Source organism: Dickeya chrysanthemi NCPPB 402 (genome assembly GCF_000406105.1).
GTDB classification, from domain to species: Bacteria; Pseudomonadota; Gammaproteobacteria; order Enterobacterales; family Enterobacteriaceae; genus Dickeya; species Dickeya chrysanthemi.
This window is the reverse complement of record NZ_CM001974.1, coordinates 2,063,924-2,086,981: the sequence shown is the minus strand read 5'-3', so window position 1 is coordinate 2,086,981 and position 23,058 is coordinate 2,063,924. Positions and strand designations below refer to the sequence as shown.

Annotated in this window: 19 protein-coding genes; 4 read left to right on the top strand and 15 right to left on the bottom strand. The window is 55.5% G+C overall.

What is annotated here, in order from left to right:
- Window positions 1–38: 38 nt before the first annotated feature.
- Genes mukB through cmoM form a run of 4 tightly spaced genes read right to left on the bottom strand, consistent with a single transcriptional unit; the run spans window position 39 to window position 7,330 of the window.
- Window positions 39–4,478, bottom strand: coding sequence for a chromosome partition protein MukB (mukB, locus tag DCH402_RS09340; RefSeq protein WP_040000838.1), 4,440 nt, complete (start codon window positions 4,476–4,478; stop codon window positions 39–41).
- On the bottom strand, window positions 4,475–5,209 hold the full coding sequence (mukE, locus tag DCH402_RS09335; protein ID WP_040000837.1) for a chromosome partition protein MukE: 735 nt from the start codon (window positions 5,207–5,209) through the stop codon (window positions 4,475–4,477). The genes mukB and mukE overlap by 4 nt, the downstream gene beginning before the upstream one ends.
- Complete coding sequence (mukF, locus tag DCH402_RS09330) at window positions 5,190–6,512, bottom strand: chromosome partition protein MukF (RefSeq protein ID WP_040000835.1); 1,323 nt, start codon at window positions 6,510–6,512, stop codon at window positions 5,190–5,192. The genes mukE and mukF overlap by 20 nt, the downstream gene beginning before the upstream one ends.
- The gene (cmoM, locus tag DCH402_RS09325; protein WP_040003514.1) at window positions 6,509–7,330 is read right to left on the bottom strand and encodes a tRNA uridine 5-oxyacetic acid(34) methyltransferase CmoM; all 822 of its coding nucleotides are present in this window, start codon (window positions 7,328–7,330) and stop codon (window positions 6,509–6,511) included. The genes mukF and cmoM overlap by 4 nt, the downstream gene beginning before the upstream one ends.
- A gap of 152 nt (window positions 7,331–7,482) precedes the next feature.
- Here cmoM and elyC point away from each other — a divergent pair, with 152 nt between their 5' ends.
- Entirely contained in the window at window positions 7,483–8,259 is a 777-nt protein-coding gene (gene elyC / locus DCH402_RS09320; protein WP_040000834.1) for an envelope biogenesis factor ElyC, read from the top strand.
- A gap of 40 nt (window positions 8,260–8,299) precedes the next feature.
- On the opposite strand, the gene DCH402_RS09315 is transcribed toward elyC, so the two are convergent.
- The 7 genes from DCH402_RS09315 to DCH402_RS09285 form a co-directional block, all read right to left on the bottom strand.
- Window positions 8,300–9,196, bottom strand: coding sequence for a YcbJ family phosphotransferase (locus tag DCH402_RS09315; RefSeq protein ID WP_040003513.1), 897 nt, complete (start codon window positions 9,194–9,196; stop codon window positions 8,300–8,302).
- Window positions 9,197–9,493: 297 nt separating this feature from the next.
- Window positions 9,494–10,813, bottom strand: coding sequence for a pectate lyase PelN (pelN, locus tag DCH402_RS09310; protein ID WP_040000833.1), 1,320 nt, complete (start codon window positions 10,811–10,813; stop codon window positions 9,494–9,496).
- Window positions 10,814–11,079: 266 nt separating this feature from the next.
- On the bottom strand, window positions 11,080–11,832 hold the full coding sequence (kdsB, locus tag DCH402_RS09305; protein ID WP_040000831.1) for a 3-deoxy-manno-octulosonate cytidylyltransferase: 753 nt from the start codon (window positions 11,830–11,832) through the stop codon (window positions 11,080–11,082).
- Complete coding sequence (locus tag DCH402_RS09300) at window positions 11,829–12,011, bottom strand: Trm112 family protein (RefSeq protein WP_040000830.1); 183 nt, start codon at window positions 12,009–12,011, stop codon at window positions 11,829–11,831. Before DCH402_RS09300 ends, kdsB begins: the two co-directional genes overlap by 4 nt.
- 39 nt (window positions 12,012–12,050) lie before the next feature.
- Entirely contained in the window at window positions 12,051–13,064 is a 1,014-nt protein-coding gene (gene lpxK, locus DCH402_RS09295; RefSeq protein WP_040000829.1) for a tetraacyldisaccharide 4'-kinase, read from the bottom strand.
- Entirely contained in the window at window positions 13,061–14,809 is a 1,749-nt protein-coding gene (msbA, locus tag DCH402_RS09290; protein ID WP_040000828.1) for a lipid A ABC transporter ATP-binding protein/permease MsbA, read from the bottom strand. The genes lpxK and msbA overlap by 4 nt, the downstream gene beginning before the upstream one ends.
- Window positions 14,810–14,847: 38 nt before the next feature.
- On the bottom strand, window positions 14,848–17,100 hold the full coding sequence (locus DCH402_RS09285) for a ComEC family protein (RefSeq protein WP_040000827.1): 2,253 nt from the start codon (window positions 17,098–17,100) through the stop codon (window positions 14,848–14,850).
- 369 nt (window positions 17,101–17,469) lie between these two features.
- On the opposite strand from DCH402_RS09285, the gene DCH402_RS22725 reads away from it, so the two are divergent.
- Complete coding sequence (locus tag DCH402_RS22725) at window positions 17,470–17,637, top strand: hypothetical protein (RefSeq protein WP_162531368.1); 168 nt, start codon at window positions 17,470–17,472, stop codon at window positions 17,635–17,637.
- 206 nt (window positions 17,638–17,843) lie between these two features.
- Window positions 17,844–18,035 (top strand): hypothetical protein, encoded by a 192-nt coding sequence (locus DCH402_RS09280; RefSeq protein ID WP_226052254.1) that lies wholly within the window; start codon window positions 17,844–17,846, stop codon window positions 18,033–18,035.
- Window positions 18,036–18,103: 68 nt separating this feature from the next.
- On the opposite strand, the gene DCH402_RS09275 is transcribed toward DCH402_RS09280, so the two are convergent.
- Window positions 18,104–18,442 (bottom strand): DUF496 family protein, encoded by a 339-nt coding sequence (locus tag DCH402_RS09275; RefSeq protein ID WP_013317748.1) that lies wholly within the window; start codon window positions 18,440–18,442, stop codon window positions 18,104–18,106.
- Window positions 18,443–18,846: 404 nt separating this feature from the next.
- Here DCH402_RS09275 and sbcB point away from each other — a divergent pair, with 404 nt between their 5' ends.
- Entirely contained in the window at window positions 18,847–20,277 is a 1,431-nt protein-coding gene (sbcB, locus tag DCH402_RS09270; RefSeq protein ID WP_040000826.1) for an exodeoxyribonuclease I, read from the top strand.
- Window positions 20,278–20,425: 148 nt separating this feature from the next.
- On the opposite strand, the gene DCH402_RS09265 is transcribed toward sbcB, so the two are convergent.
- From DCH402_RS09265 to DCH402_RS09255, 3 genes are all read right to left on the bottom strand, one after another.
- Complete coding sequence (locus DCH402_RS09265) at window positions 20,426–21,787, bottom strand: APC family permease (RefSeq protein ID WP_040000825.1); 1,362 nt, start codon at window positions 21,785–21,787, stop codon at window positions 20,426–20,428.
- Window positions 21,777–22,028, bottom strand: coding sequence for a hypothetical protein (locus tag DCH402_RS09260; protein ID WP_040000824.1), 252 nt, complete (start codon window positions 22,026–22,028; stop codon window positions 21,777–21,779). Before DCH402_RS09260 ends, DCH402_RS09265 begins: the two co-directional genes overlap by 11 nt.
- Before the next feature lie 235 nt (window positions 22,029–22,263).
- On the bottom strand, window positions 22,264–23,016 hold the full coding sequence (locus DCH402_RS09255; RefSeq protein ID WP_040000822.1) for a flagellar brake protein: 753 nt from the start codon (window positions 23,014–23,016) through the stop codon (window positions 22,264–22,266).
- Between the last annotated feature and the right edge of the window lie 42 nt (window positions 23,017–23,058).

The window sequence follows — 23,058 nt, the reverse complement described above, 5'->3', positions numbered from 1 at the left end:
AATGCCCGCAGTCGCGGGCATTAACAGAATAAACAATCTTAGGATGCCTGTTGCGTCGTTTCCGCCGGTTCGCTGCCAAATCCGCGCAGCCCCACCACGTGCACATGCTCGTGGTTCTGGAACACTTTTCGCACCAGCTTGTAGGTAGTGCCTTTTTCCGGGCTGATGTTCTCCGGCGCCGCAATAATCAACTGCATTTCCAGCCGTTCGCACAGCTCGAACAAGGTGGCGATAGACTTGGCATCCAGACGCGCCGCTTCATCGAGGAACAGCAGACGGCACGGCGAGATATCTTTGCCGCGCAAGCGACGGGACTCTTCTTCCCAGCTCTGCACCACCATCACCAGAATCGACATCCCGGTCCCGATGGCTTCACCGGTGGACAGCGCCCCGCTCTCGGCGCGCAGCCAGCCGTCGGCGCCACGGTTGACTTCCACTTCCATCTCCAGATAGTTGCGGTAATCCAGCAGCTCTTCACCGATGGTTTGCGGCGTGCGTTGCCCCATGTCGATTTCCGGATTCAGGCGCTGATACAGCTTCGCCAGCGCTTCGGAGAAGGTCAGTCGAGTGCTGTTGAACAGATCCTGATGCAGCTCTTGCTGTTCAGACAACACATTCAGCAGCGTGGTATGGGTTTCGCGCACGTTGACATTCAGCCGCACGCTCTTCACCTGACCAAACGCCACCGCCTGTAGCCCCTGGTTGAGCATACGAATGCGGTTCTGCTCGCGCTGAATGGTCTTGCGGATGATGTTCGCCACGCTGCGGGAACTGATCGCCAGCGTCTTCTCGCGGGCAGTCAGCTCTTCGGTCAGCCGGTTCAGTTCGATCTCCATCTGTTCGATGGCTTCCACCGGGTCATCGGTACGGATGATATCCTGACGGATACGCTCACGCAGATGCTGATATACCGCAATGTAGAACTGGACTTTGCGCTCCGGGCGTTTCGGATCTTCCGACATACGCAGCACATCACGCAGGTGTTCGTTATCCGCCACCGCCTGACGCAACGCGCCCAGTGCCTTATCCGACATGGATCGCAGGTCATCGCCGCTCATGTACGCCAGCTCACGGCGATGCAAGCGACGCTCGACGCCGTTATCTTTCACCAGCCGCATCACCGCGCACCAACCCGCTTTGGCGGTCACCACCTGCTCGCGCATCACGTGGTAATCACGCTCCAGCTTACGCAGTTTTTTCTGCAGGCTATCCATTTCCGCTTCACAGAAGGTAATCTGTTTTTCCAGTTGATTGCGGCGGGAACGGTTGGCGCTCAACGCGGCGTGCAGCTCATCACGACGCGCCCGGGCACGCACTTCGGCATCGGCGTCGGCACGTACGCCGATATCCGACAGCTCTTGCGTCAGTTCCTTGAGCATGTCGCGTTTCGCGTCGTAAGAACTCTTTAACGATGCCTGCAACTGGCTGTATTGGGTCAGTTGCGACTGCTGCTGGCGAAGCTGCTCGCGGGCGCGGGTACGTTCCTGCTCCGCTTGCTCCAGCCGCTGGCGCAGTTTATCGTTGAGATCGGCATTCGCGTTCAGCATGCCCGCCGAGTCGGTATAACTGAAATGTGCGCGGCGCTGCACCACTTCGGTCAGGGCAAACGCCTGCTGTTTGGCCGTGCGTTGCACCGCCTGCGCCTTTGCATAATCTTCGCGCATCTGTTCATGCTGTTGCGGGTCGTTCTGTAACACCGTCGCCAGCGGTTCCAGTTTCGCCAGCGAAGTACCGTGCTGCTGCATAAAACGCGCCGCGTCTTCGGCTTCGTCCAGCTCTTCGCGCAGCTCTTCCACCCGATCGACCAGCGCGTCATCGCACAGCAGGCTGATGCGCGGGATCAGGCGATTCAACATGCCGACCTGCTCTTTGGCTTGCTCATACTGCTGACGCTGCTGCTGATTTTCGTTATCGAAATTGCTGATGGCGCGCTCCAGCTCGCCGCGCCGGCCGCTGATCTGGCGGATTTCCGCTTCCGGATCCGCCTCAAACGCCACCGCTAAGTGGCTGCCGATAAAGCGACTGAACGCCTGATGCAAACGCTGGATCTTCTGTACATCAAACGACAGTGTGGCGTACTGCTCGGCCAATTGCTCGCGCTCTTCGCGCAAACTCTCCAGGCGCTGCTCGCGGGCGGCACGGCCAAACAGCGGCACTTCCGGGAAGCGGGAATAGCGCCACTGCCGATCGGCGATTTTCACCACCACCGCTTTTTCCAGCTCTTCCACTTCGAACACGCTATCGTCGAACGATTGCGGATCCCCTTCGATCAGGTAGAGATCTTCCGGACAATCTTCCAGACCGGCCAGTTGCTCACGCACCAGCGACAGATCCGCCACCACGATGGCGTGACGCGCCGGGCCGTATAACGCGGAGAAGTACGGCGCGTCATCCAGCGTGACGTCGTCATAGATTTCGGACAGCAGCACACCGCCGAATCGCTCCGCCAGCGCGTTAAGCCTAGGGTCTTCGGAGCCGCCCGGCTGGCTCAGGCGTTCAATCTGCGCATCCACCTGCTGTTTGCGCACCGCCACGCTGTCGCGCTCCACCGTGGTTTCACGTTCGCGCTCCAGTAGTTGCTGCATGAATTCAGTAACTTGCTGGCTGTCGGCAAAGTGTTCGCCGCTCTGCTCGCCCAACTGAGTCAGGGATTCCTGCGCCGCCAGCCATACCGGTGCGCGGGTGGTCAACTGCGCGATACGCTGTTGGATCTGCTCCAGTTCCTGACGCAGCGCCAGCCGGTGCTCGCCGGCTTCCGACACACGGACGGACAGGTCTTCGATACGCGCTTCCAGTTCCTGTTGCAGGTCGTCGAGATCTTCCGGCTGGTAATCCTGACCGCTGCGTTTGACGAATTCCTGCAATAAACGCTCGGCATCCTGCTGCTCGCGTCGGCGTTGTTCCAGCTCCGACAACCGCATACGCAGCGGCTGCACCTGCTCGGCCAGATAGCGCTGAGAAGAGCTATCGCGCAGCAGGTCTCGGGCCACGTCCCAGGCTTCGCTGCGGCTGATGGCACCGGCGATACGGCACACCAACTGGTACGCGTGCTCGAACTGGCTGCTGGCGGCATCCGCCACGCTCAGTTTCTGCTCCAGCATCAATAGCAGTTCGGTGGCTTCCTGTTCTTTGGCCTGGAAACTGTCGAGCCATTCATCGGCGTTGTCCGGCGTCAGCTCCGAGACCTGACACAGGCTACGGGCGCGCTCCAGCGCCTGCTGCGCCTGATTATACTGAATAGCGCGCGTCTGCTGCACATCCAGCGCCTGCTGGTAGTCGGCCAGTTGGCTTTTCAGTTCATCCACTTCCTGCTCGGCGGCGTCAGCGCGGGCTTCGTTCTCTTCCAGTTGATCGCGCGCCTCTTCCACCACCTCGTTTTGTTCTTCCAGCCGGTAGCTCAGCTCTTCCAGGTCGGCGTTGTAACGCTCGATCTTCTCCTGCTGGCGCATCGCGGTTTGCACCAGATTGAGGTGATCGCTGGCGGCCTGATAATCGGTTTCCAGATCGCTTTCGGCACCGCTTTGCTCTTGCAGTTCACGCGCCATTTCCACATGGCGGTTTTGCTCGGTAATCAACTGCTTACGGCTGGCGAACAGCTCGCGACGCAGCGCCAGCGCGCCGTCAAGGTGTATACGCCGTTCATTGGCGTGGCGCATGTAATCCGCCGCCACGTACGAGGTGGCTTCGGAGATCAGATGCTTGAACAGGTCGCGGTCCGATTGGGTAACGCGGATCGCTTCCAGCGTCATGCGGTTTTCGCGCAGTGCGGCTTCCATATCCTGGAAAGCTTTGCGCACGCCGCTGTTTTCCGGCAGCAAATAATCGCGCAGCGACCGGGTAATGGCGCTGGAAATCCCGCCGTACAGCGAGGCTTCGATCAGGCGATAAAACTTACTGCGGTCCGATGCCGAACGCAGGCGTCTGGGCACGACGCCCAGATCAAACATCAACGAATGGTAATCGGTAATGGAGTTGAACTGCTTGAACTGAACGCCTTCGTACTCGTCGAGCCTGTCTTTTACTTCCTGCAACGACAGGACGCGCGCCTGCCGCTCGCCCACCGTCTGGGTGAGAATCTGCGTCGGCGAGACGGCGACCGGCAATCCCTGAATAGTGAAAGGTTTAATGTCGACCTTGCGATCGCGCCCGGCGACCTGCTGCAAGCGAACCCCGACCAGCACACGCTGGTGACGGGAGTTGACCACATCCAGCACCGAGTAACACACACCGGCGCGCAGCTTACCGTGCAGCCCTTTATCGCGGGAACCACTGGTGGCGCCGGCTTCCGTGGTGTTACGGAAGTGCAGTAATGTCAAATCCGGGATCAGCGCGGTGATAAACGCCGCCATAGTGGTGGATTTCCCGGCGCCGTTGCCCCCGGACAGGGTGGTAACCAGTTCGTCCAGATCAAAGGTGCGGGCAAAGAAACCGTTCCAGTTAACCAGCGTCAGTGAGCGAAATTTACCGCGTTCAATCATTCCTGTTCATCCTCAGCTCGTTGATCATCACTGGAAGCGTTATCGCCGGCGCCGTCGCCATCATCGCTATCGTCCAGCGACAGGCTGCCGTCTATCGGCATGGCTTCGCCGTCGCGAATCATCCGCAATTGCGCTTCGCGCGGGTCGTCGCCGCTGCGCACATCGGCGCCAAAGCGGAACACCGCCTCGGTAATGCGGAATTTGCTGCTGTCGGCACCCATGAAATAAATCATGCCGAGGCGACGTAACCGGTTAAGCGAAGTACGCACTTTCTCCTGCAGTTTCTGCCGGTCAAGGTCAGAACCGGTGGAACGCTGGTTCACCAGTTTCAGCAGCTTGTTTTCATCCGCCAGACTCAACAGCTCCTCATACAACTCCTGCTGGCTGAAGATGCCTTCATGCGCCAACCGTTCGGGACTGAGGTAGAGGTAACAGAGAATTTTGCCCACCATCATGTCCAGTTCGGACAGCACCGAACGCGGGATCAGTGTGGTAGAACGCGGACGCAGGTAGAAAAACCCTTCCGGCGCGCGAATTAATTCTACGTTGTAACGGCCGTAGAACTGCTCCAGCTCATCCTGAAAATCCATCAGGAAAACGTGATTTTCCAGCTCTTCCACGCCGATGTGACGGCCGGAGCGCAGTTGGCTGTCCAGCGCCGGAAACAAGGTGTTGGAAAGCGCGGTCATCAGCCGCGCGGAAACCTGTTGATCAATATTTGTCGATGACATGGGCCTGCACCTTGGCTCCGTAATCATTGATTGCCTGCCACAGCGCAGGTAATCCGGTAAAATCAGCTTCGGCCACGCCCAGGCGAACCGCCTGGTCGACCACGATTCGGGCAACGTCGAAATGCTGCGAGCACGGGTACTGTTTCAGGTATTCCCGCACGACATCCCCCAGATTAAGCGGTATTTGTTGCTGTTTATATTTCTGCAGCGCCTGTTCGATCATGGCGGCGATCTGCTCGCGAATTTCACTGAAGGCTTCATACTCCAGGTCCGGCGGCAACTCGCCGGTGACCTCCTCGGAGCGCAACGCCAACTCTTCATCACGCATATCCAGCAGGCGATCGGCATTGGCGTAAGTCAGCGCCCAGGGCGCCTCGAAATAGCTTTGAACCGACTGGCGCAAACGCTGGGCAAACACGCGATTTTTATCCATGTCGATGGCGGTACGGATAAATTTGTGTACATGGCGGTCATAGCCGATCCACAGATCGATGCTCTGCTGGCCCCAACTGATAATGCGGTCAAGCTTACCCTGCAGGTCAAAAACCAGATTGTCGACAAACGTCAGTTCAGCGTGGCCGAGCGTCGCATCCTGAATGCGCAGCAGGCTGGTTTGCAGTTTGTCGCCCGCCGCTTCCAGCGTATCCTGTAGTTCGCGCAGGGTGTCGGAGGTTTCAGTCAGCAGTTTTTCACAGTTGGCGATCGCCGCACGCCAGTCCTGATTGAGCAACCCGGCAATATTTTCTTTCACTCCCTGCTGTTGCTCATCCATCACCCGCTGCGACAGGTCAATACTGTCGAAAATTTCCGCCACCGAATACTTGAGCGGCGCAAACACGTTGCGGTGCCAGTGGAACTCATCGCCCCCTTCTTCAGCCGCCTCCGCCGCACGGCCCAATTCCTGCGCCACGATCGACAACTGCATCGACAAGCGCAGAGCGGAAAACTCACGCTGGCGAATGTAATAATCGGTGATGCCGATACCCAGCGGCGTCAAACGGTAAATTGCGTTGCCGTCCGCCAGCTCGCTGGTAAAACGGTTGATCAGACGTTGACGCACCAAATCGTTGATCGCATTGTTGGCGCGCACCGGAATGGTTTCGTTGGTCTGCTCAAAACCTTTACTGACGTGACGAAAGGCATCCACCAGTTCCCCTTCGCTCATTTCGCCGTCCATTCGTTCGCCATTCAGGGTGGCGATGGCCAACAAAAACGCCAGACGCTCGGTGGGCAGCGTAATAGCGAAGTCATTCTTTCTCGCCCAGGCAACCAGTTCGGGTACGGTCTGGGAAAAATCACTCATAATGCATCCTTCATAGGGGGCTTATGCGCCATGACATGCTTGTGCGCCATAACATGCTTGTGCGCCATGACATGAATGTAGCGCCCCAGGCTGATAAAGGGCTCTTGCCGACAATAGCGCTGTTCCAGCGCCAGCAGCAGGTCAAAATCGTCGATCTGTTGTTGCTTGTTTTGCAGGTAGTCATGAAATACTCGTATGCCGGTCTTGCCGCTCGGTTCTAGTCCCAGCTCAGTGAGCCATTGATAGACCTGCTGAGGGTCCAGCGGGTGATCCGGCGACAGTGAACGGCGTTTACGTTTGGGCATACCGGCTTCCACATAGCCGAAATTGCCCAGCACCATGTTGCGCATCACCAGCGCCTGATGGTTGTAGAACATCAGCGACAACGCGCCGCCCGGTGCCAGACAATCGCTCAACGCCTGCAACGCCTGTTGCGGCTGTGCTACCCACTCCAGTACGGCGTGAAACAGCACCAGGTCCACCGGTTGCGACAGATGTTCGCCAATATCCTGTGCCGCACAGCGCACAAATTGCATGTTATCAGCCACGCCCTGTTCACATGCCGCCTCACGGGCGCGTGCAATCATCTCATCGGACAGATCGCACAACAAGACCTGGTGCCCCAACGCCGCCAGCCGACGCGACATCGGCCCTTCGCCGCCGCCCGCATCCAGGATACGCAGCGGTCGTGGCGGCAGGCGCGTCAGCAGAGTTTCCAAATCCTGCCACAATACCGCCTGACGCAGCCGCCCCTTGGTGGTGCCATAAATGTTGCGGGCAAATTTGTCGGCGATATCGTTAAAATTACGATCCTGCATTTCACGGTTGTGCATGATGGGTGACGGTGCTACCTAAACAGCTGGTTTTTCTCTGAACCTGACATTCTGTCACAGGCTGGCCTAGAATAAATGCTCTGAACACCCGAAATTCGCCCGTATGGCGTTTTTTCATTCAAAAGGGTCGCTATTTTATGCTGTTTGCCGTCAAAAAATACATCGGTAGTTTGTTATTGCCGCTGCCGTTGCTGATGCTGGTCATGGGCCTCGCCCTCGCCCTGCTGTGGTTTTCCCGTTGGCAGAAAATCGCCCGAATCCTGTTGACCGGAGGCTGGCTGGCGTTGCTGTTGCTGAGCCTGCAACCGGTGGCCGATCGGCTGTTGCAGCCGTTAGAATCCCATTACCCAACCTGGACGCCGGAGTTCCCAAAAGTGAATTATATCGTGGTGCTGGGCGGCGGCTACACCTTCAACCCGGACTGGCCCCCCAGCGCTAACTTGATCAACAACAGTCTGGCACGCCTTACCGAAGGCGTCAGGCTATGGCGCGCCAATCCCGGTGCCAAACTGATCTTCACCGGTGCCGCCGCGCAGGGCAATCCGGTCACCAGCGCCAGCACCTCCGCACGCGTCGCCGAGAGTTTAGGGGTTCCGGCACAGGATATCCTACTGGTGGATCAAGCCCGCGATACCGAAGAAGAAGCCGCTGGCACCGAAGCGCTGATCGGCAAACAGCCGTTCCTGCTGGTGACCTCGGCCAGCCACCTGCCGCGTGCGATTCGCTTTTTCCAGGCGCGCGGCCTGCACCCGATTCCGGCTCCAGCCAATCAGTTGGCGATGACCTCGCCGCTGAATCCATGGGAACGGGTGTTTCCATCCGCACTTTATCTGTCGCACAGCGAGCGAGCCTGGTATGAAGGGCTCGGTTTGATTTGGCAACAAATGAAAGGCGTCACCCCGCCGGAGTCCTGATACCGGCATACGGACGATCGGCGATCGCCCGTACGGCTGATTACTCAAGCCAGGGCAGCAGTTCGCGGGTTGCGGTATCAAACAGCGGTCGATCCAACTGTCCGGTGTGGATATAGCGAGAAACCGCCGCCCACAGGATGTACAGCCAGCGGCGGCAAACGAAAGATTCGGCCAACGGCGCCTGTTTCAGATAATGGTAAAACAGCTGTTCCGGCATACCCGGCTCTTCGCACAAACGGAACAGCTCGTATTCTCGCGGCGCCCACAACATCATGCCGGGGTTGATCATCGCCAGCAGTTGGTCACTGCGGGGGTCTTTCAGCATACTGCGCAAGGTCAGATTGCCGTGCACCAATACGCAACTGTCGTCGAAATCGGCAAACAGCGCCGACAAACTCTGCCGGGAACGGTACAGCACCGTGCGATCCTGCGGTGTCAGTTGCGTCGCGTTGACATTCATCAGCGTAGCCCAGAGCACCTCCAGACGCTGACGATACCAGTTCGGCCAACTGTTATCCTGCGTGCTGTCCACCGTACCGACGCAACCGTGACTGTCGATGCGGTGCCAGGCCAGCATACTTTCGACAATCTGATCCATCAGCAATGTCCAGCGTTGAGGCGAACGGGACGGTGCCTCTACCGATACGCCACGCAAACGCTCAATGAGCAACAGCTCCTTATACGGCGCCTGATGGGTCATCACCATCCCGTATACGGTCGGTAGCCGGACCTCGCCTTCACGAGACAACATGCTCAGCTTATAGGCTTCCTGGCTGGCAACACCCTGACAAATATAACTTTTCGCCAGCAATGGCATAGCATTGCCCGCGTGATCATACAACGCATACAAGTGCGCATAGGGCTGTTCACTGATACGTTCAAGACGACTGAGCGATTCACCCAATACCGTACTTAACTCAGCTTTTAATTGTTCCATAGGCAACAGATCTCGCAGTTGCAGATACGCATCTGCACGTATCATGCGAGCAGCCCACAACAATTTCTTCAATGCAGATCAAAGAAAACGGGATATACGCCGGTAGAGACGGTTAACGACCAGCAGAATTCGGCACGGGGAGACAAACTCGCGGCTACAAACAATCACCACCTCCCGAGGAGGTGGTTTAAAGCTGACAACAAAAAATGCCCGCAATAGCGGGCATAGGTAACGGGTAACAGCATTAACGGCATCGCATCACGGAGTATTGCTTCAGAGAGCCTGCCGTCTCGCCGCTTATTTCAGCTCAAACGCCCCGAGATCCGGCGCGGCGCCTTTATAGGCGATCTTGACGTCACCGCCTTTATCAATCATCCAACTGTCTGATGCCAGACGCAGATGTTTCAGCACCGGCAGACTGCCGTCGGCCTGACGTGCCGCATCCCAGCCCGTGGTCGATACGCTTTGGAACTCAGCATTTGAGATCGCATTGCTGAAATTCCAGGAGTTGTAACGCATGTTGGCGCCATCGGTATACGTCAACGACTGCGACTTCGCGGCAAAAGAGATGTTGTTGCGCAGGGTGCCCAGCGCGACCGCATTACCGTTTGCATCGATGCCTCGCATGCTGTAATTGACGGCATTACTGAACGACGTATTGTTAAAGAAGTCATTGGCAACGGGGTGATGGTTGGCATAGAAACCCGCGGCTTTATTCAGGAACGCCACCGAGTTGCGCACGATATGCTTCGGTGCGTTGCTCACGTATTTAGCGCCGTAGCCACCGGCTTTGAAACCATTACCGTTGCCTGCCGCCAGCGATGTCGTCGTCCCAGGCAGATAACCGTGAGACCAGGCCCAGGAGTTCTCAATCGTCACCGAGGAATAGGCATTGATCAGGTCAAAACCGTCATCCGAGTTGGACCAGGCGCGGCAACCGCTAAAAACGTTACCCGGCATATTGGCGGCAATATGCGCCCCAAAACCGTCGCCGCTCTGACCGGCACCGTTGGAAGTCAGCGGATCATAGTTATGGTGTGAATCGCTGTTGAGAACAACGTTGCCGGCACCATTCTGTAAAAACAGCCCGGTGCCCATGATATGGTGAATATCAAGTTGCTCGAACCGATTGTTACTGCCCTTAATCCATACTCCCCAGGATTCATGGTTCTTGTTGTTATTTTGCGGCACCCCTTTGATTTCCAGCCCTCTGACGGTTACCCAGTCTGCAACGACGTTAAATCCTTTAACGCGGCAGTCATCTTTCATCTGACTGAAATCAAACACCGGTTTTTCGCCGGTATAAGCGACGTACTCGATACGATTGCCGGAAGTACCGCTCTTATTCAACGTAATCGCGTTCACGACGTCCGTCTGACTGGCACAACTATTTAGCCCGGCGGTAAAGGAATAGGTGCCGCCACGGACCCACAGGCGATCACCGGGGGAGAGCGTCTGCTGCGCGCGGGCAAAGGATTTCCAGGGGGCGCTTTTGCTGCCGTTGGCGGAGTCGCTGCCGTTCGGCGCCAGATAGTATTCAGCAGCCAGACTCTGTGCTGCCGTCCCAGCAAGTACACATCCAATTATTACGGGTAAAAATTTTTTATTCACGTTCATGTTGTTACTCCATCCTTAAGTAAAAAAATCAATGCATTCATTGCCATGGCGTAAATGCCGCCTAATAATAAGTCATGATTAATATTTATGCATCTGTAACACCGGTTTTATTATTCCAACGCATTAATTTATTAAAATGTGAAATAACAATAGCGATGTGCTATTAAAGATTCGTTGATTATAATAATAACGATAATGCGCTGGATAAAAAAAAGCGTATGCACCTGCAGCACATACGCTCATAGGAAAATGAATAATATCCGCCGTCAGTTTGCTGTCATCGCTGCCCTGACGCGAGCCAGGTCTTCTGGCGTATCCACCCCGACACTGGGGACTTCTTTCGCTACCGCCACATGAATTTTCTCGCCATACCAAAGCACGCGCAGTTGCTCCAGCATCTCGATTTTCTCTAATTGGCTGGGCGCCCAACCGACATAGCGCCGAATAAATCCGGCACGGTAGGCATAAATACCGATATGCCGCAGGAAATGGTCGCCAATGCTGTTTCGGGATTCAGCAAAACGGTCACGCTCCCACGGAATGGTCGCACGAGAGAAATAAAGCGCATAACCTTCGGCGTCCGTTACCACTTTCACTGCATTCGGGTTAAACGCTTCCTCACATGTCGTGATCGGTACTGCCAGCGTCGCCATACCGGCACGGCTGCCAGCCAGATTCTCCGCCACCTGGCGAATGATCACCGGCGGAATCAACGGCTCATCGCCTTGTACGTTGACGATGATTTCATCATCGGTAAAACCGTAACGATCGATGACCTCTGCCAGACGCTCGGTACCGGAATTATGGTTCGGGCTGGTCAAACAAACTTCGCCCCCTGCCTGCTCGACGGCACGTGCGACATCGGCGTTATCGGTCGCCACGACTACGCGACTAGCGCCAGATTCGCGGGCGCGCTCCATCACGTGTACCACCATTGGTTTGCCGTGAATATCCGCCAGCGGCTTACCCGGTAACCGGGTCGAAGCATAGCGAGCAGGAATAATTGCAGTAAACGTCATTGTGCGATCTCATCCGGTGCCAGTGTACGAGCTTCATGTTCCAACAAGACGGGAATGCCATCACGCACCGGGTAAGCCAACCCTTCGACTTTGCAAATCAACTCCTGTTTTTCTTTGTCAAAAATCAACCGCCCGTTACACACCGGACACGCCACGATTTCAAGCAAACGATGATCCATGCTTCCTCCCATCAAGAAGCGATTATCAAAAAGAGCCGGTCACCCGGTTTCCGTCTGACGCGATACGCGATGCGTATCTATCAGGTGCGTCAGACGCTGTAGCAGTAATGCCGATTCCGGCGCGGATAATACGGCGTCAACCGGCAAATACCACCAGTTGGCGCGTGCAAAAGCACGACATTTCACCGCGTCTTTTTCCGTCATGATCAGCGGTTGCTGGTCGCTGGCGGTCAATGAGTGCAACGCTTCCGGCCGCCAGTGCTGATGATCGGTAAAGGGCACCTCGCGCACCAACGTACCGCCCATCGCTTTTAATGTCGCAAAGAAGCGCGGCGGATGGCCGATCCCGGCCATAGCAACCAACGGCGGCAACGCAGCTACCGCCCGCCGCTCCCCAGTCAGCAGATTAACCGCCTCCCCAGCCGTAAGCTGCATGGCAATCTCACCGCCTTTAGCCTCACCGCCATTGACTATCACCGCATCAACCGACCGCAAGCGCGAAGCCCGCTCCCGCATCGGCCCGGCCGGCAACCACCAACCATTGCCGAAGCGACGAACGCCATCCACCACCACCAGTTCCATATCCCGCGCCAACGCATAATGTTGCAAACCATCATCGGTCACGATCACATCCAGCGGCTGGAATGCCAGCAACGCTTCTACCGCCTCACGTCGTTTGGGCGCCACCGCAACAGGCGCGCCGGTGCGCCGATAAATCAGCACCGGCTCATCGCCGGCCTGCGTTGTCGCGACCTCATCGGTGATTCGCAGCGGGTACTGTTCCGCTTTACCGCCATAACCACGCGACACTACGCCAACACGGTAACCGCGCTGTTGCAGTTGCTCCACCAGCCAGAGCACCACCGGTGTTTTGCCATTACCGCCGGCGGTCAGGTTTCCGACAACCACGACCGGAACAGGTGCACGCCATACCTTACGCCAGCCATTGCGGTAACTAAGCCGAATAACATGGCTAATCAGCCCATAGAGCAACGACAGCGGCAGCAACAGCAGATACAGCGGGGAACGCCCCGACCAGATGCGTTCAATCATGCGCCAAACTGCAGTTTGTGTAACTGGGCATAGGCACCGTTCCGAGCCAGCAATTCATCATGCTGGCCACGTTCGATAATTTGCCCATCTTCTACCACCAGAATTTCATCTGCCGTCTCAATCGTCGACAGGCGGTGGGCAATCACCAATGCGGTACGGTTTTTCTGCAACTCGTCCAGCGCAGCCTGAATGGCTCGTTCCGATTCGGTATCCAACGCTGATGTCGCTTCATCCAAGACCAGAATCGGACAATCTCGCAGCAGCGCTCGGGCAATAGCGATACGCTGACGTTGACCGCCGGAGAGTAAAACGCCGTTCTCGCCGATCACCGTATCCAGACCGTGCTCCAGTTTGCCGATGAAATCCATCGCATGCGCCATTTGGGCCGCACGTTCAATATCCTCACGGCTGTAGCGATCGCCGCAGGCATACGCGATATTGTTGGCAATCGTATCGTTGAACAAATGAACATTCTGAGACACCAACGCCACCTGGCTGCGTAATGACGGTAGCGTGTAGTCGCGCAGATCATGCCCGTCCAACAGAATTTCACCGGACTGAATATCGTAAAAACGCGTAATAAGATTGGCGATAGTCGACTTGCCCGAACCGGAGCGCCCCACCAGCGCCACGGTTTTCCCCGGTGGAATATGCAGGCTGATATTTTTCAACGCCAGCGTCTCTTTACCCGGGTAAGCGAAGTTGACATTACGGAACTCGATATTGCCCTTCGCCTGCGCCAGAACACGTGTGCCGGTATCTTTTTCCTGCTCCATGTCCAGGATGGTAAACAGGGTTTGGCAAGCGGCCATACCGCGCTGGAACTGAGCATTAACGTTAGTAAGCGATTTCAGCGGGCGCATCAGCGTAAACATGGAAGAGAACACCACCGTGATGGTGCCGGCGGTCAGGGTTTCCATCACCGACGGAAAACTGGCGGCGTACAACACGAACGCCAGCGCCAGAGACGCGATCAACTGAACTACCGGATCAGAAATGGAGGACGCCGATACCATCTTCATCCCCTGCTGGCGCATGCGATTGCTGACGGCGTCGAAACGTTCTACTTCGACGGTCTGACCGCCAAAAATCAGTACTTCTTTGTGTCCTTTCAACATCTGCTCGGCGCTGGTCGTCACCTGCCCCATGGTGTTCTGCATATTTTTGCTGATACTGCGAAAACGCTTTGACACCACCCGCATACTATAAGAAACGATAGGAGCAATCAGGACCAGAATCAGCGACAACTGCCAACTGTACCAAAACATCAGCACAAATAGCCCTATGATGGAGGCACCTTCCCGCACCACAGTCACCAACGCGTTTGACGACGAAGCCGCCACCTGCTCGGAATCATAAGTAATACGCGACAGCAGCGTACCGGTAGATTGCTGATCAAAGAAAGAAACCGGCATTCCCATGATGTGGCTGAACAGACGCCGACGCATGTTCATGACCACTTTGCCCGATACCCAGGCCACACAATAACTGGAAACATAGCTGGAAATACCGCGCATAATCATCAGCCCGATAATGGCCAACGGCATCCACACCAGTACACTGCGGTCAGCTTTGCCGAACCCGTCATCCAGCAGCGGCTTGAGCAGGGACAGCATCAGCGTATCGCCAGCGGCGTTGACGACCAGCGCCACCGCCGCAACGGCCAACCCGGTTTTATAAGGGGAGATCATCGGCCAAAGGCGACGAAACGTCTGCCATGTGGAGAGATCTTTATCATTAATCATGCAATAAACCTGAGCCTTTGATAAATAGCCGTCTATTATTACTCATTATCCCGGTTAGCGCCAAACCACTGATGATACCAGCGAGGTGATATTTCACCCCGGTAGCGCAACATTTCAATGCCTTCGTCGAAAAAACGCACACTCAGTTGCCCGCCGACGGCGGTATCGTGCCAGCGATAGCCCATCTGCCGGTAACGCCGTACCACACTCACTGCCGGCAAGCGCCACGGATTGTATCGTGAGTTGGATGACAACACCGCTTCTGCATCCACCGCACGTAAAAACGGCGGTGATGACGATGTGGTGCTGCCATGATGCGGCACTTGTAGAATATCCGCCGCCAACTTATCTCGTTGAGTGCGTAGCAGCATAGCTTCATCTTCGCGCTCTAAATCGCCCGTCAGCAATACCCGATAGCGGCCATCATCCACCTGCACCACACAGGAATCATTATTGCCGGCTTCACGAACCCGCACCGGCGGCCAAATCACGCTGAACGTCAATCCTTGCCAGCGCCACTGGTTCCCTTGTACGCAAGGTCGATGATCCGGTTCAAGCAACGGACTGTATATCGGCACAGGTGAAAGCGCGCGTTGCAACGCCTTCAGCCCACCACTGTGATCCAGATGGCTGTGGCTAAGAATCACGCCCTCCAACTGCAGTCCTCGCCATTTAAGATAAGGCAGGATTTCACGCTCGGCGCTGTTGCCGCCATCCCAACCGGGTCCGGTATCATACAACCAGGCTTTACCTTGTCGTTCAATCACCACGGCCAGCCCATGCCCGACATCCAGCATGTCAACTCGCCACAACGGTACCGGCGGTTTTGGCCGCAACGCCGCCATCAGTATCAACGCCAACAGGCTGAACGGATACGTCCGCCACCAGGCAAAGCGCCAGACAATCACCGCCAGCCACCCCGCCACACTGTAAGGCACTATGAGCTCCCCCAGTGATAGCCAACCCGCCGGCATGACCTGCAACGGCAGGAAAACCAGTGCCAGCGAACGATCAGCCAGACACCAGAGTACTTGCGCTACCCCCGGAACCACCATCAATGGTAATGCCAGTAGAATCAGCGGGGTTGTAATGAATGAGACCAGCGGCACCGCCCATAGGTTGGCAGGTAATGAACTCAGGCTAACGCCATGAAATAGCAAGACCTGCAATGGCATCAGCAATAGTGTGACGCCTATTTGCATGTGTAGCCCGCGCAACCATCCCCAACGCCAGGAGTGCTGCAAATGCAGTGGCAGCGGTGCCCACTGATACCAGAAAATCAGTGCGGCGACCGCCAGCGCAGAGAGCCAGAAACTGTCTGAAAGAACGCTCAACGGATCGCTGACCAGAATTAATCCCACACACCACAACCACACTTGCCACGCTGATACCGACAAGCCACGCAGCCTTAGTAGCGTCCAGCATGACAACGCCAATGCAGCCCTGACCGCCGGTGGGTTACCCCCGGCCAGCCAGACGTATCCCCAGGCGCAACACAAGCCGCACCATAAGGGAGCACGGTGTTCTACCCAGTGAACCGGCAGCAGATACTGCGCCGCACGCACAATACTCCAGCCAAATAATGCCGCCAGTACGATGTGCAGCCCCGATATCGCCATCAGATGCATGATCCCTGTCTGCCGAAGTACATCGAGAATGTTATCGTCAATCAGGGTCATCTCCCCAACCGCCAGCGCCAGTATGATGGCGCGCCACGGCAGCAGGAGAGTTTGTTGTTCGGCCTGATTAACCAGACGCTGACGCCATCCACACTCGGGCGCCACACTCTCTGCGGACAATATTCGCCCGGTCAGCGGTTGTGCTTTAGCCAGTGCCCAGCGCTGGCGATCGAAACCTCCTTCATTCAATCGGCTATGCACCGGACGCAACCGTAACCTCACGTTCCACTGTTGTCCGCCGCACCAGTCCGCCATCTGCGGCAACGCATCCAGCCGGGCGTAGAGCGGCGGAAATACCCAGCGATCGTTGATCTGCCATAAACGCACTACCACCTGATCGGCATCCGCTTGTGCAAAGCGAACGCTACTGACACTAACCCTTGCGGTTAACGGCCGCTGGGTAAACTGCTCCACCTGGTGGAGTATTTCCCGGCCGTTGTAGAGACTCCAGATCACGCCAATCGCCACCAGACCGAGCGGATAAAAACGCGTCTTAAGCAGCAACACGGCAGGGAGGCCCCATATCAGCACAGGCAGCTCCGGCAAACCCGGCAATATCAGCAACAACAACGGGCCGACGATGAGCGCTATCGCCAGTTGGTTCAATGAAATTCTGATGGTATGTCCCTTACCCGTTTTCGCCGGATTTCCGGCAGTCGTTCAATCTGGGCGCAGTGTGCCAGCGTACAGTCCCGGTCGATAGGCAGGAATTCGCGCTCCTGAACCCGCTACGCAAACAACCGCAACGGTTGCAGTCGCTTGCAACAATGATGCGAGGTGGTATGAAAGCGGTAAAAACCCACCGGCTCTTGCCTTGACAATCAGAAGCGGTTCGTTGAATGGTATGTCGCAGGTCATGCCTGACAGTGATGCTTCATCGTTATGCAAAAACTTCATCGTGATGCAAAAACAAAACTTCATCGTGATGCAAAAGAGGTATGCCGCTGACTATTGGCAAAAAGCGAAAGGGAATATTGGCACATGACAGATAACAACGTGATTATCATCATCAGCGTATTGGCGTTGTCAGCCTGCTCGACGTCGCCACGCAACGAACCGACCGATACCGCCTTCCTGCATGTGGCGCGCGCCGCCAACGAGTGCACGACCGATTTGCTGAGGCAGGTAAAGCATCTCGACCCAAAATAATTCGAGTTGCAGGAAGGCGGCGACGCAGCGAATCCCCGGGAGCTTACACAAGTAAGTGACCGGGGTGAGCGACAAATCTGCCGGGAGCAGATTTGAACGCAGCTGGCTGCAGCCCTGAAAGAGCGAGGCCCAGGGAGGGGCCGAGTAATAAAGCCAACACACCTGCAACTTGAAGTATGACGGGTATCGACGGGAAATATCACGTAATGACAAGGTATTACATCAAAAATCAGACTATCAACACCGCCGGCGGCGGCAAGATCATCGACACGCAGGTGCGGGCAATTCCCGCCATCAACGCAGACGCGCTGGATAAAGGCCAGACCGGCAGCGCCTGGCGCGACTGCATGATGCAGAAAAAGGCGCTGGTGCCGGAAATCGTGATGAGCCAGTCGTAGGCCGCTGGAATCATCAGCCCGCCCCAAAAAGCATCAGGGCCGGAAACCGACCCTGAACGTCAGTGAAATTATTTCGCCTCCACCGGCGGTTTGATTTCACCCATTTCTTTGATTTTGCGAGACAGCTCACGGCGTTCTTTCGACAGCTCCGCATTTTTGATGATGTATTCATCAACGCGGTCTTCATAATCGCTACGCATGTTGGCGATAATGTTCTGGATGTCTTCGATCGACATACCCGGTTTAATGTACTCGCTCAGGTTATCCAGCAGCAGTACACGCTTCTGGTTATCACGGATTTTCTTTTCGTTATCTGCAATTTCACGCTGCAGTTTGTTCTTACGACGGAACATACGCACGAATTCCAGCACATCCTGGAAACATGGCTTAGTGTTACCCTTCTCCATTTTTCTACCCTTACTTAACGATTAAGATTCATCCTGCGGAAACCGCCCTGTATTAACCATACAGGTTAGCCGCTATCGTCGACAAGGTGGTTTCCCCACATCGCCGATGCAATCGTTGCCTTTATGTGCACCCTATCACTCCCTTGCGCTGATTGCACCTGACTCGATTCAACACGCACATGACATCAACGATGTCGACTTTAGTCAGACGGCAGGATGGTTTACCATGACGGCCTTGTGTTGTCCGTCACCCTTTTTACTGAAAGACTGATAAGTTGCCTTTAGACTGGCGAGACGTTCCGCATAGCGCTGATGCCCGTTAACACTGACGGTGACAACCATGCGTCACGACAGTATGAGTGATATCCAGTACTTGCCGTCGTCAGGCTGAACAGAGAGAAACCGTGCAAAATCAACACACCGAACCCACTTTTTTCGTCCATGATTATGAAACTTTTGGCAAGCACCCGGCCAAAGACCGTCCGGCGCAGTTCGCCGGTGTCCGCACTGATTTGAATTTTAACGTGATTGGCGAGCCGGTCGTTATCTACTGTCAGCCAGCCGACGATTATTTGCCCGATCCGGAAGCGGTGATGATTACCGGCATTACGCCACAAATCGCACAAAGCCGGGGGATGCGCGAAACGGAATTCGCCCGCCATATCCATGAAGCATTCAGTGTGCCGGGCACCTGTATCATGGGCTACAACAATATTCGTTTTGACGATGAAGTTAGCCGTAATCTGTTTTACCGCAACTTCATCGACCCTTATGCCTACAGTTGGCAAAACGGTAACTCACGCTGGGATTTACTGGATATGTTGCGGGCGTGCTATGCCTTGCGCCCCGACGGCATTGTATGGCCTGAAAACGACGATGGTTTCCCAAGCTTCAGGCTCGAACATCTGACGCGCGCCAACGGCGTTGAACATACTCAGGCACACGATGCCATGTCTGATGTCTATGCCACTATTGCGATGGCGCGTCTGCTTAAACAGGCGCAACCCAAATTGTTCGATTATCTCTACGGGTTGCGCAACAAAAACAAAGTCAGCGCGTTAATCGATATCCCGCAAATGAAGCCGCTGGTGCATGTTTCCGGTATGTTTGGCGCAGCCCGTGGCAATACCAGTTGGATTGTTCCGCTGGCCTGGCACCCGGATAACCGTAACGCCGTCATTGTCTGCGATCTGGCGGGGGATATTCAGCCATTACTGTCGCTGGATGCAGATGAACTGCGCACACGGCTGTACACTCGCCGTGATTTGTTGGCGGAAGATGAATCCCCAGTGCCTATCAAACTGGTACATATCAATAAATGCCCGGTGCTGGCGCCGGCCAGTACGCTGCGTCCGGAAGATGCGGAACGACTGGGGATCGACCGCCAACATTGTCTGAACAATCTGCAATTATTGCGTCAAAATAGCAGCGTAAGAGAGAAAGTGGTGGCGCTGTTTGCCGATGCTCCGCCGTTTGAGGCGGCGAAAGATGTCGACCTGCAATTGTATGATGGTTTTTTCAGTGACGCCGACCGCGCCGCAATGGCGATTATCCGTAAAACCGATGCTCAGCACCTTCCTGCGCTGAATCTTCAGTTTGTCGACCGCCGGGTGGAGGAATTACTGTTTCGCTATCGCGCTCGCAATTTCCCTGGCACTCTGGATGAACAAGAGCAGCAACGCTGGCTGGCACATCGTCGGGCGGTGTTTACCACTGAGCGGGTACAAGATTACTTTGATACCTTGAATCAGCTTTATCAGCTTCACGATGGTGACGAAAAGAAAACGGCGTTGCTGAAAGCGCTGTTTGCCTATGCTCAGCAACTGCTGACTTGATATTCCCACCTGCGTGGCGGCGCGTTGCTATCGGGTAGGCAACTCCCGGATCGATAAACCGTTCGAGGGGTGCAAAAAAACAGGCTCTCATGGAATCATGGGAGCCTGTCAATAACGTTACGTTTATCGCGGTATATCGTCCGGTTAGTTACGCCAGATCTTCGTTGTACTGAGGCACGGGTTGCCTGAAACGACGCGTCACAATAGCCAGATAGAGCAAACCAATCGCCGCCCACACCAGCCCCAACGTCATGGACGTTTTTTCCAGATTTAACCACAGCGCGCCAACGGTCAGTGCGCCCATCACCGGCAGAATCAGATAATTCACCGTGTCTTTCAGCGTCTTGTTGCGGCGCTCACGAATATAGAACTGAGAAATCACCGACAGATTCACAAACGTGAACGCGACCAGCGCACCGAAGTTGATTAGCGCGGTTGCCGTTACCAGATCGAACGACACGGCAGAGAGCGCAATCACGCCAACCAGCAATACGTTCAACGCCGGTGTCCGCCAGCGCGGATGTACATAGCCGAAGAAACGCTCCGGGAATACCCCGTCTCGGCCCATCACGTACATCAGGCGGGATACGCCGGCATGCGCAGCCATGCCGGAAGCCAGCACAGTCACACAGGAGAAAATCAGAATGCCGAACTGAAACGCTTTACCGGCCACGTACAGCATGATTTCAGGCTGTGACGCATCCGGGTGTTGAAAACGCGAGATATCTGGAAAATAAAGTTGCAGGAAGTAAGACACCACCACGAAAATCACGCCACCGAGCAGTGCTGTCAGGAAAATCGCTTTCGGAATCACACGGCCGGCGTCTTTGGTTTCTTCAGACAACGAACTGATGCCATCGAATCCCAGGAATGAAAAGCACAAAATCGTCGCGCCGGTAATCATCGGCACCACTTGCGCATTATCAGACCAGAATGGGCGGCTACTCGCCAACGTACCGGCACCTTCATCGTGAGACACACCGTAAATCACCATGCCGGTAATCACCACCATCACGGCAACCTGCAACACCACGATCAGGCTGTTGAAATTAGCGACGGTTCTGATACCGCGCAAATTCGATAACGTCATGAATCCCACCAGCAGAACCACAAAGATCCATGATGGAATACCGGGGATCAACGTTTCAAAATAGATTTTCGCCAGCAGGATATTGATCATCGGCATAAACAGGTAGTCCAGCAACGATGACCAGCCCACCATGAAACCGACTGTCGGGCTGATGGCTTTCTGGGCATAGGTATAAGCTGACCCGGCGGACGGGAAGCGGCGCACCAACTTACCATAGCTGAGTGCAGTAAACAGAATGGCGATCAATGCAAACGCATAAGCCGTGGCGACATGCCCATCCGTCAGCCCGGAAACGATGCCGAATGTATCGAACAGCGTCATCGGTTGCATATACGCCAGCCCCATCATCACTACCGGGACCAACGTCAGGGTCTTACGCAGTTGCACACGTGATGTGGTCACCGTGGAATCAGTTGTCATGACGCAAACCTCCTTTATCGACAGTCGCCATCAACCATGAATGCACCGCCGACGACAACGTCATCGGTTGGTGTTTCAAGTAACGGGATGTGGACAAGCGCACAATGTCGCTGTAACCGAGGTAAGCGTGGCGAGCAGCCGACGTGCCGCTCATTACAAAGCCTGCCGAAGCGGCATCTGTGCCGCTGGATTGACAGCGCCAGCCGGCGGGCACCGGCTCCAAAACAACTGATTGCCCCATTGTCTCTCTCTATTCACTCTGCGCAGCCCGCGGCATGCGTATTGACTGATATCTATCCGGAGCCATAAACAGCGCCGGCCTCTTGATGAAATACAAAAAAATAACCGACGCGGTAACTGTGCGTCGGTTTTTCAGGGCGCGTATTTTGCCCCAGCCCGCAATCAGAGACAAGACCTGTGAAGCCGATCGCGTACGACTTGCACGACTGCTGCCGGCCTGGGGTCAATCAATCGATTCAACGCAGGCGTTTGCGCTTTTCGTTCTGGTCTAATTCCAGTTCGGTAATCACCTGCTGTAGCCCACGCTCCTGCGCAGCATTCAACTGCGGAAATTTAAAGCTCAAGCGTTCGATCTGTTTTACCCGACCTTTGCTGTCCACGACTTTTGTGGTGGCATGAGTAACGAACTCTAAATCCAGGCAGAACTGCCCATAGCTGGCAAGATCAACATCGACATTTTTCAGCGTCATCCCCGGCTCAAAAAGACCAACCCTGGATTGATCGTCGGTATACATGCATAAGCCGCCCAGCGATAAATCCTTCAGGTTAAATTCAAAATAGGTGTTATCAGGCAACTCGCCCCGGCAGATCATCGGGGGCCAGGCAGGAGAGTTAATACGGAAAAAATTACGACGCTGAATATAGTAAAGCACGTCGGGTACAGCCGCACAAAATGCCGGTAAATCGTCATGTTCGACCATGCGGATAATCGTGGACCGGAATTCAACCTTCGCACCAGCCGTTTCCGCCGCAAACGCAAGCTCGCCGGCAAACAACGCACGACTGTTCTCCCGCTCCAGTGCCCCAAGGTCAAACAGGAACTCGCCCTCGTCCGAATCAACCTCAAGGATCTTACTGATGAACTGACCGTGCGTGTGATACACCATCACTGCGGCGTCTTGTTTTTGCAGTCCGCGCAAGGTGGCGCAAATCGCCATTTTGTTCCGCCTGGCGTACTGCTCTTTCATATTGTCATCCACTACATCCATCCCCACCGTCAATTGAATGGTTAATCCGTTATTCAGTGTCCC

Coding starts and splice junctions, on each gene's coding strand:
- msbA (WP_040000828.1), bottom strand. CDS start 14,809: ATGATTAATGATAAAGATCTCTCCACATGGCAGACGTTTCGTCGCCTT.
- pelN (WP_040000833.1), bottom strand. CDS start 10,813: ATGAACGTGAATAAAAAATTTTTACCCGTAATAATTGGATGTGTACTT.
- DCH402_RS09315 (WP_040003513.1), bottom strand. CDS start 9,196: ATGGAACAATTAAAAGCTGAGTTAAGTACGGTATTGGGTGAATCGCTC.
- DCH402_RS22725 (WP_162531368.1), top strand. CDS start 17,470: ATGACAGATAACAACGTGATTATCATCATCAGCGTATTGGCGTTGTCA.
- DCH402_RS09265 (WP_040000825.1), bottom strand. CDS start 21,787: ATGACAACTGATTCCACGGTGACCACATCACGTGTGCAACTGCGTAAG.
- mukF (WP_040000835.1), bottom strand. CDS start 6,512: ATGAGTGATTTTTCCCAGACCGTACCCGAACTGGTTGCCTGGGCGAGA.
- lpxK (WP_040000829.1), bottom strand. CDS start 13,064: ATGATTGAACGCATCTGGTCGGGGCGTTCCCCGCTGTATCTGCTGTTG.
- DCH402_RS09255 (WP_040000822.1), bottom strand. CDS start 23,016: ATGGATGTAGTGGATGACAATATGAAAGAGCAGTACGCCAGGCGGAAC.
- DCH402_RS09300 (WP_040000830.1), bottom strand. CDS start 12,011: ATGGATCATCGTTTGCTTGAAATCGTGGCGTGTCCGGTGTGTAACGGG.
- kdsB (WP_040000831.1), bottom strand. CDS start 11,832: ATGACGTTTACTGCAATTATTCCTGCTCGCTATGCTTCGACCCGGTTA.
- mukE (WP_040000837.1), bottom strand. CDS start 5,209: ATGTCATCGACAAATATTGATCAACAGGTTTCCGCGCGGCTGATGACC.
- DCH402_RS09260 (WP_040000824.1), bottom strand. CDS start 22,028: ATGGGGCAATCAGTTGTTTTGGAGCCGGTGCCCGCCGGCTGGCGCTGT.
- DCH402_RS09275 (WP_013317748.1), bottom strand. CDS start 18,442: ATGGAGAAGGGTAACACTAAGCCATGTTTCCAGGATGTGCTGGAATTC.
- mukB (WP_040000838.1), bottom strand. CDS start 4,478: ATGATTGAACGCGGTAAATTTCGCTCACTGACGCTGGTTAACTGGAAC.
- DCH402_RS09280 (WP_226052254.1), top strand. CDS start 17,844: ATGACAAGGTATTACATCAAAAATCAGACTATCAACACCGCCGGCGGC.
- cmoM (WP_040003514.1), bottom strand. CDS start 7,330: ATGCAGGATCGTAATTTTAACGATATCGCCGACAAATTTGCCCGCAAC.
- elyC (WP_040000834.1), top strand. CDS start 7,483: ATGCTGTTTGCCGTCAAAAAATACATCGGTAGTTTGTTATTGCCGCTG.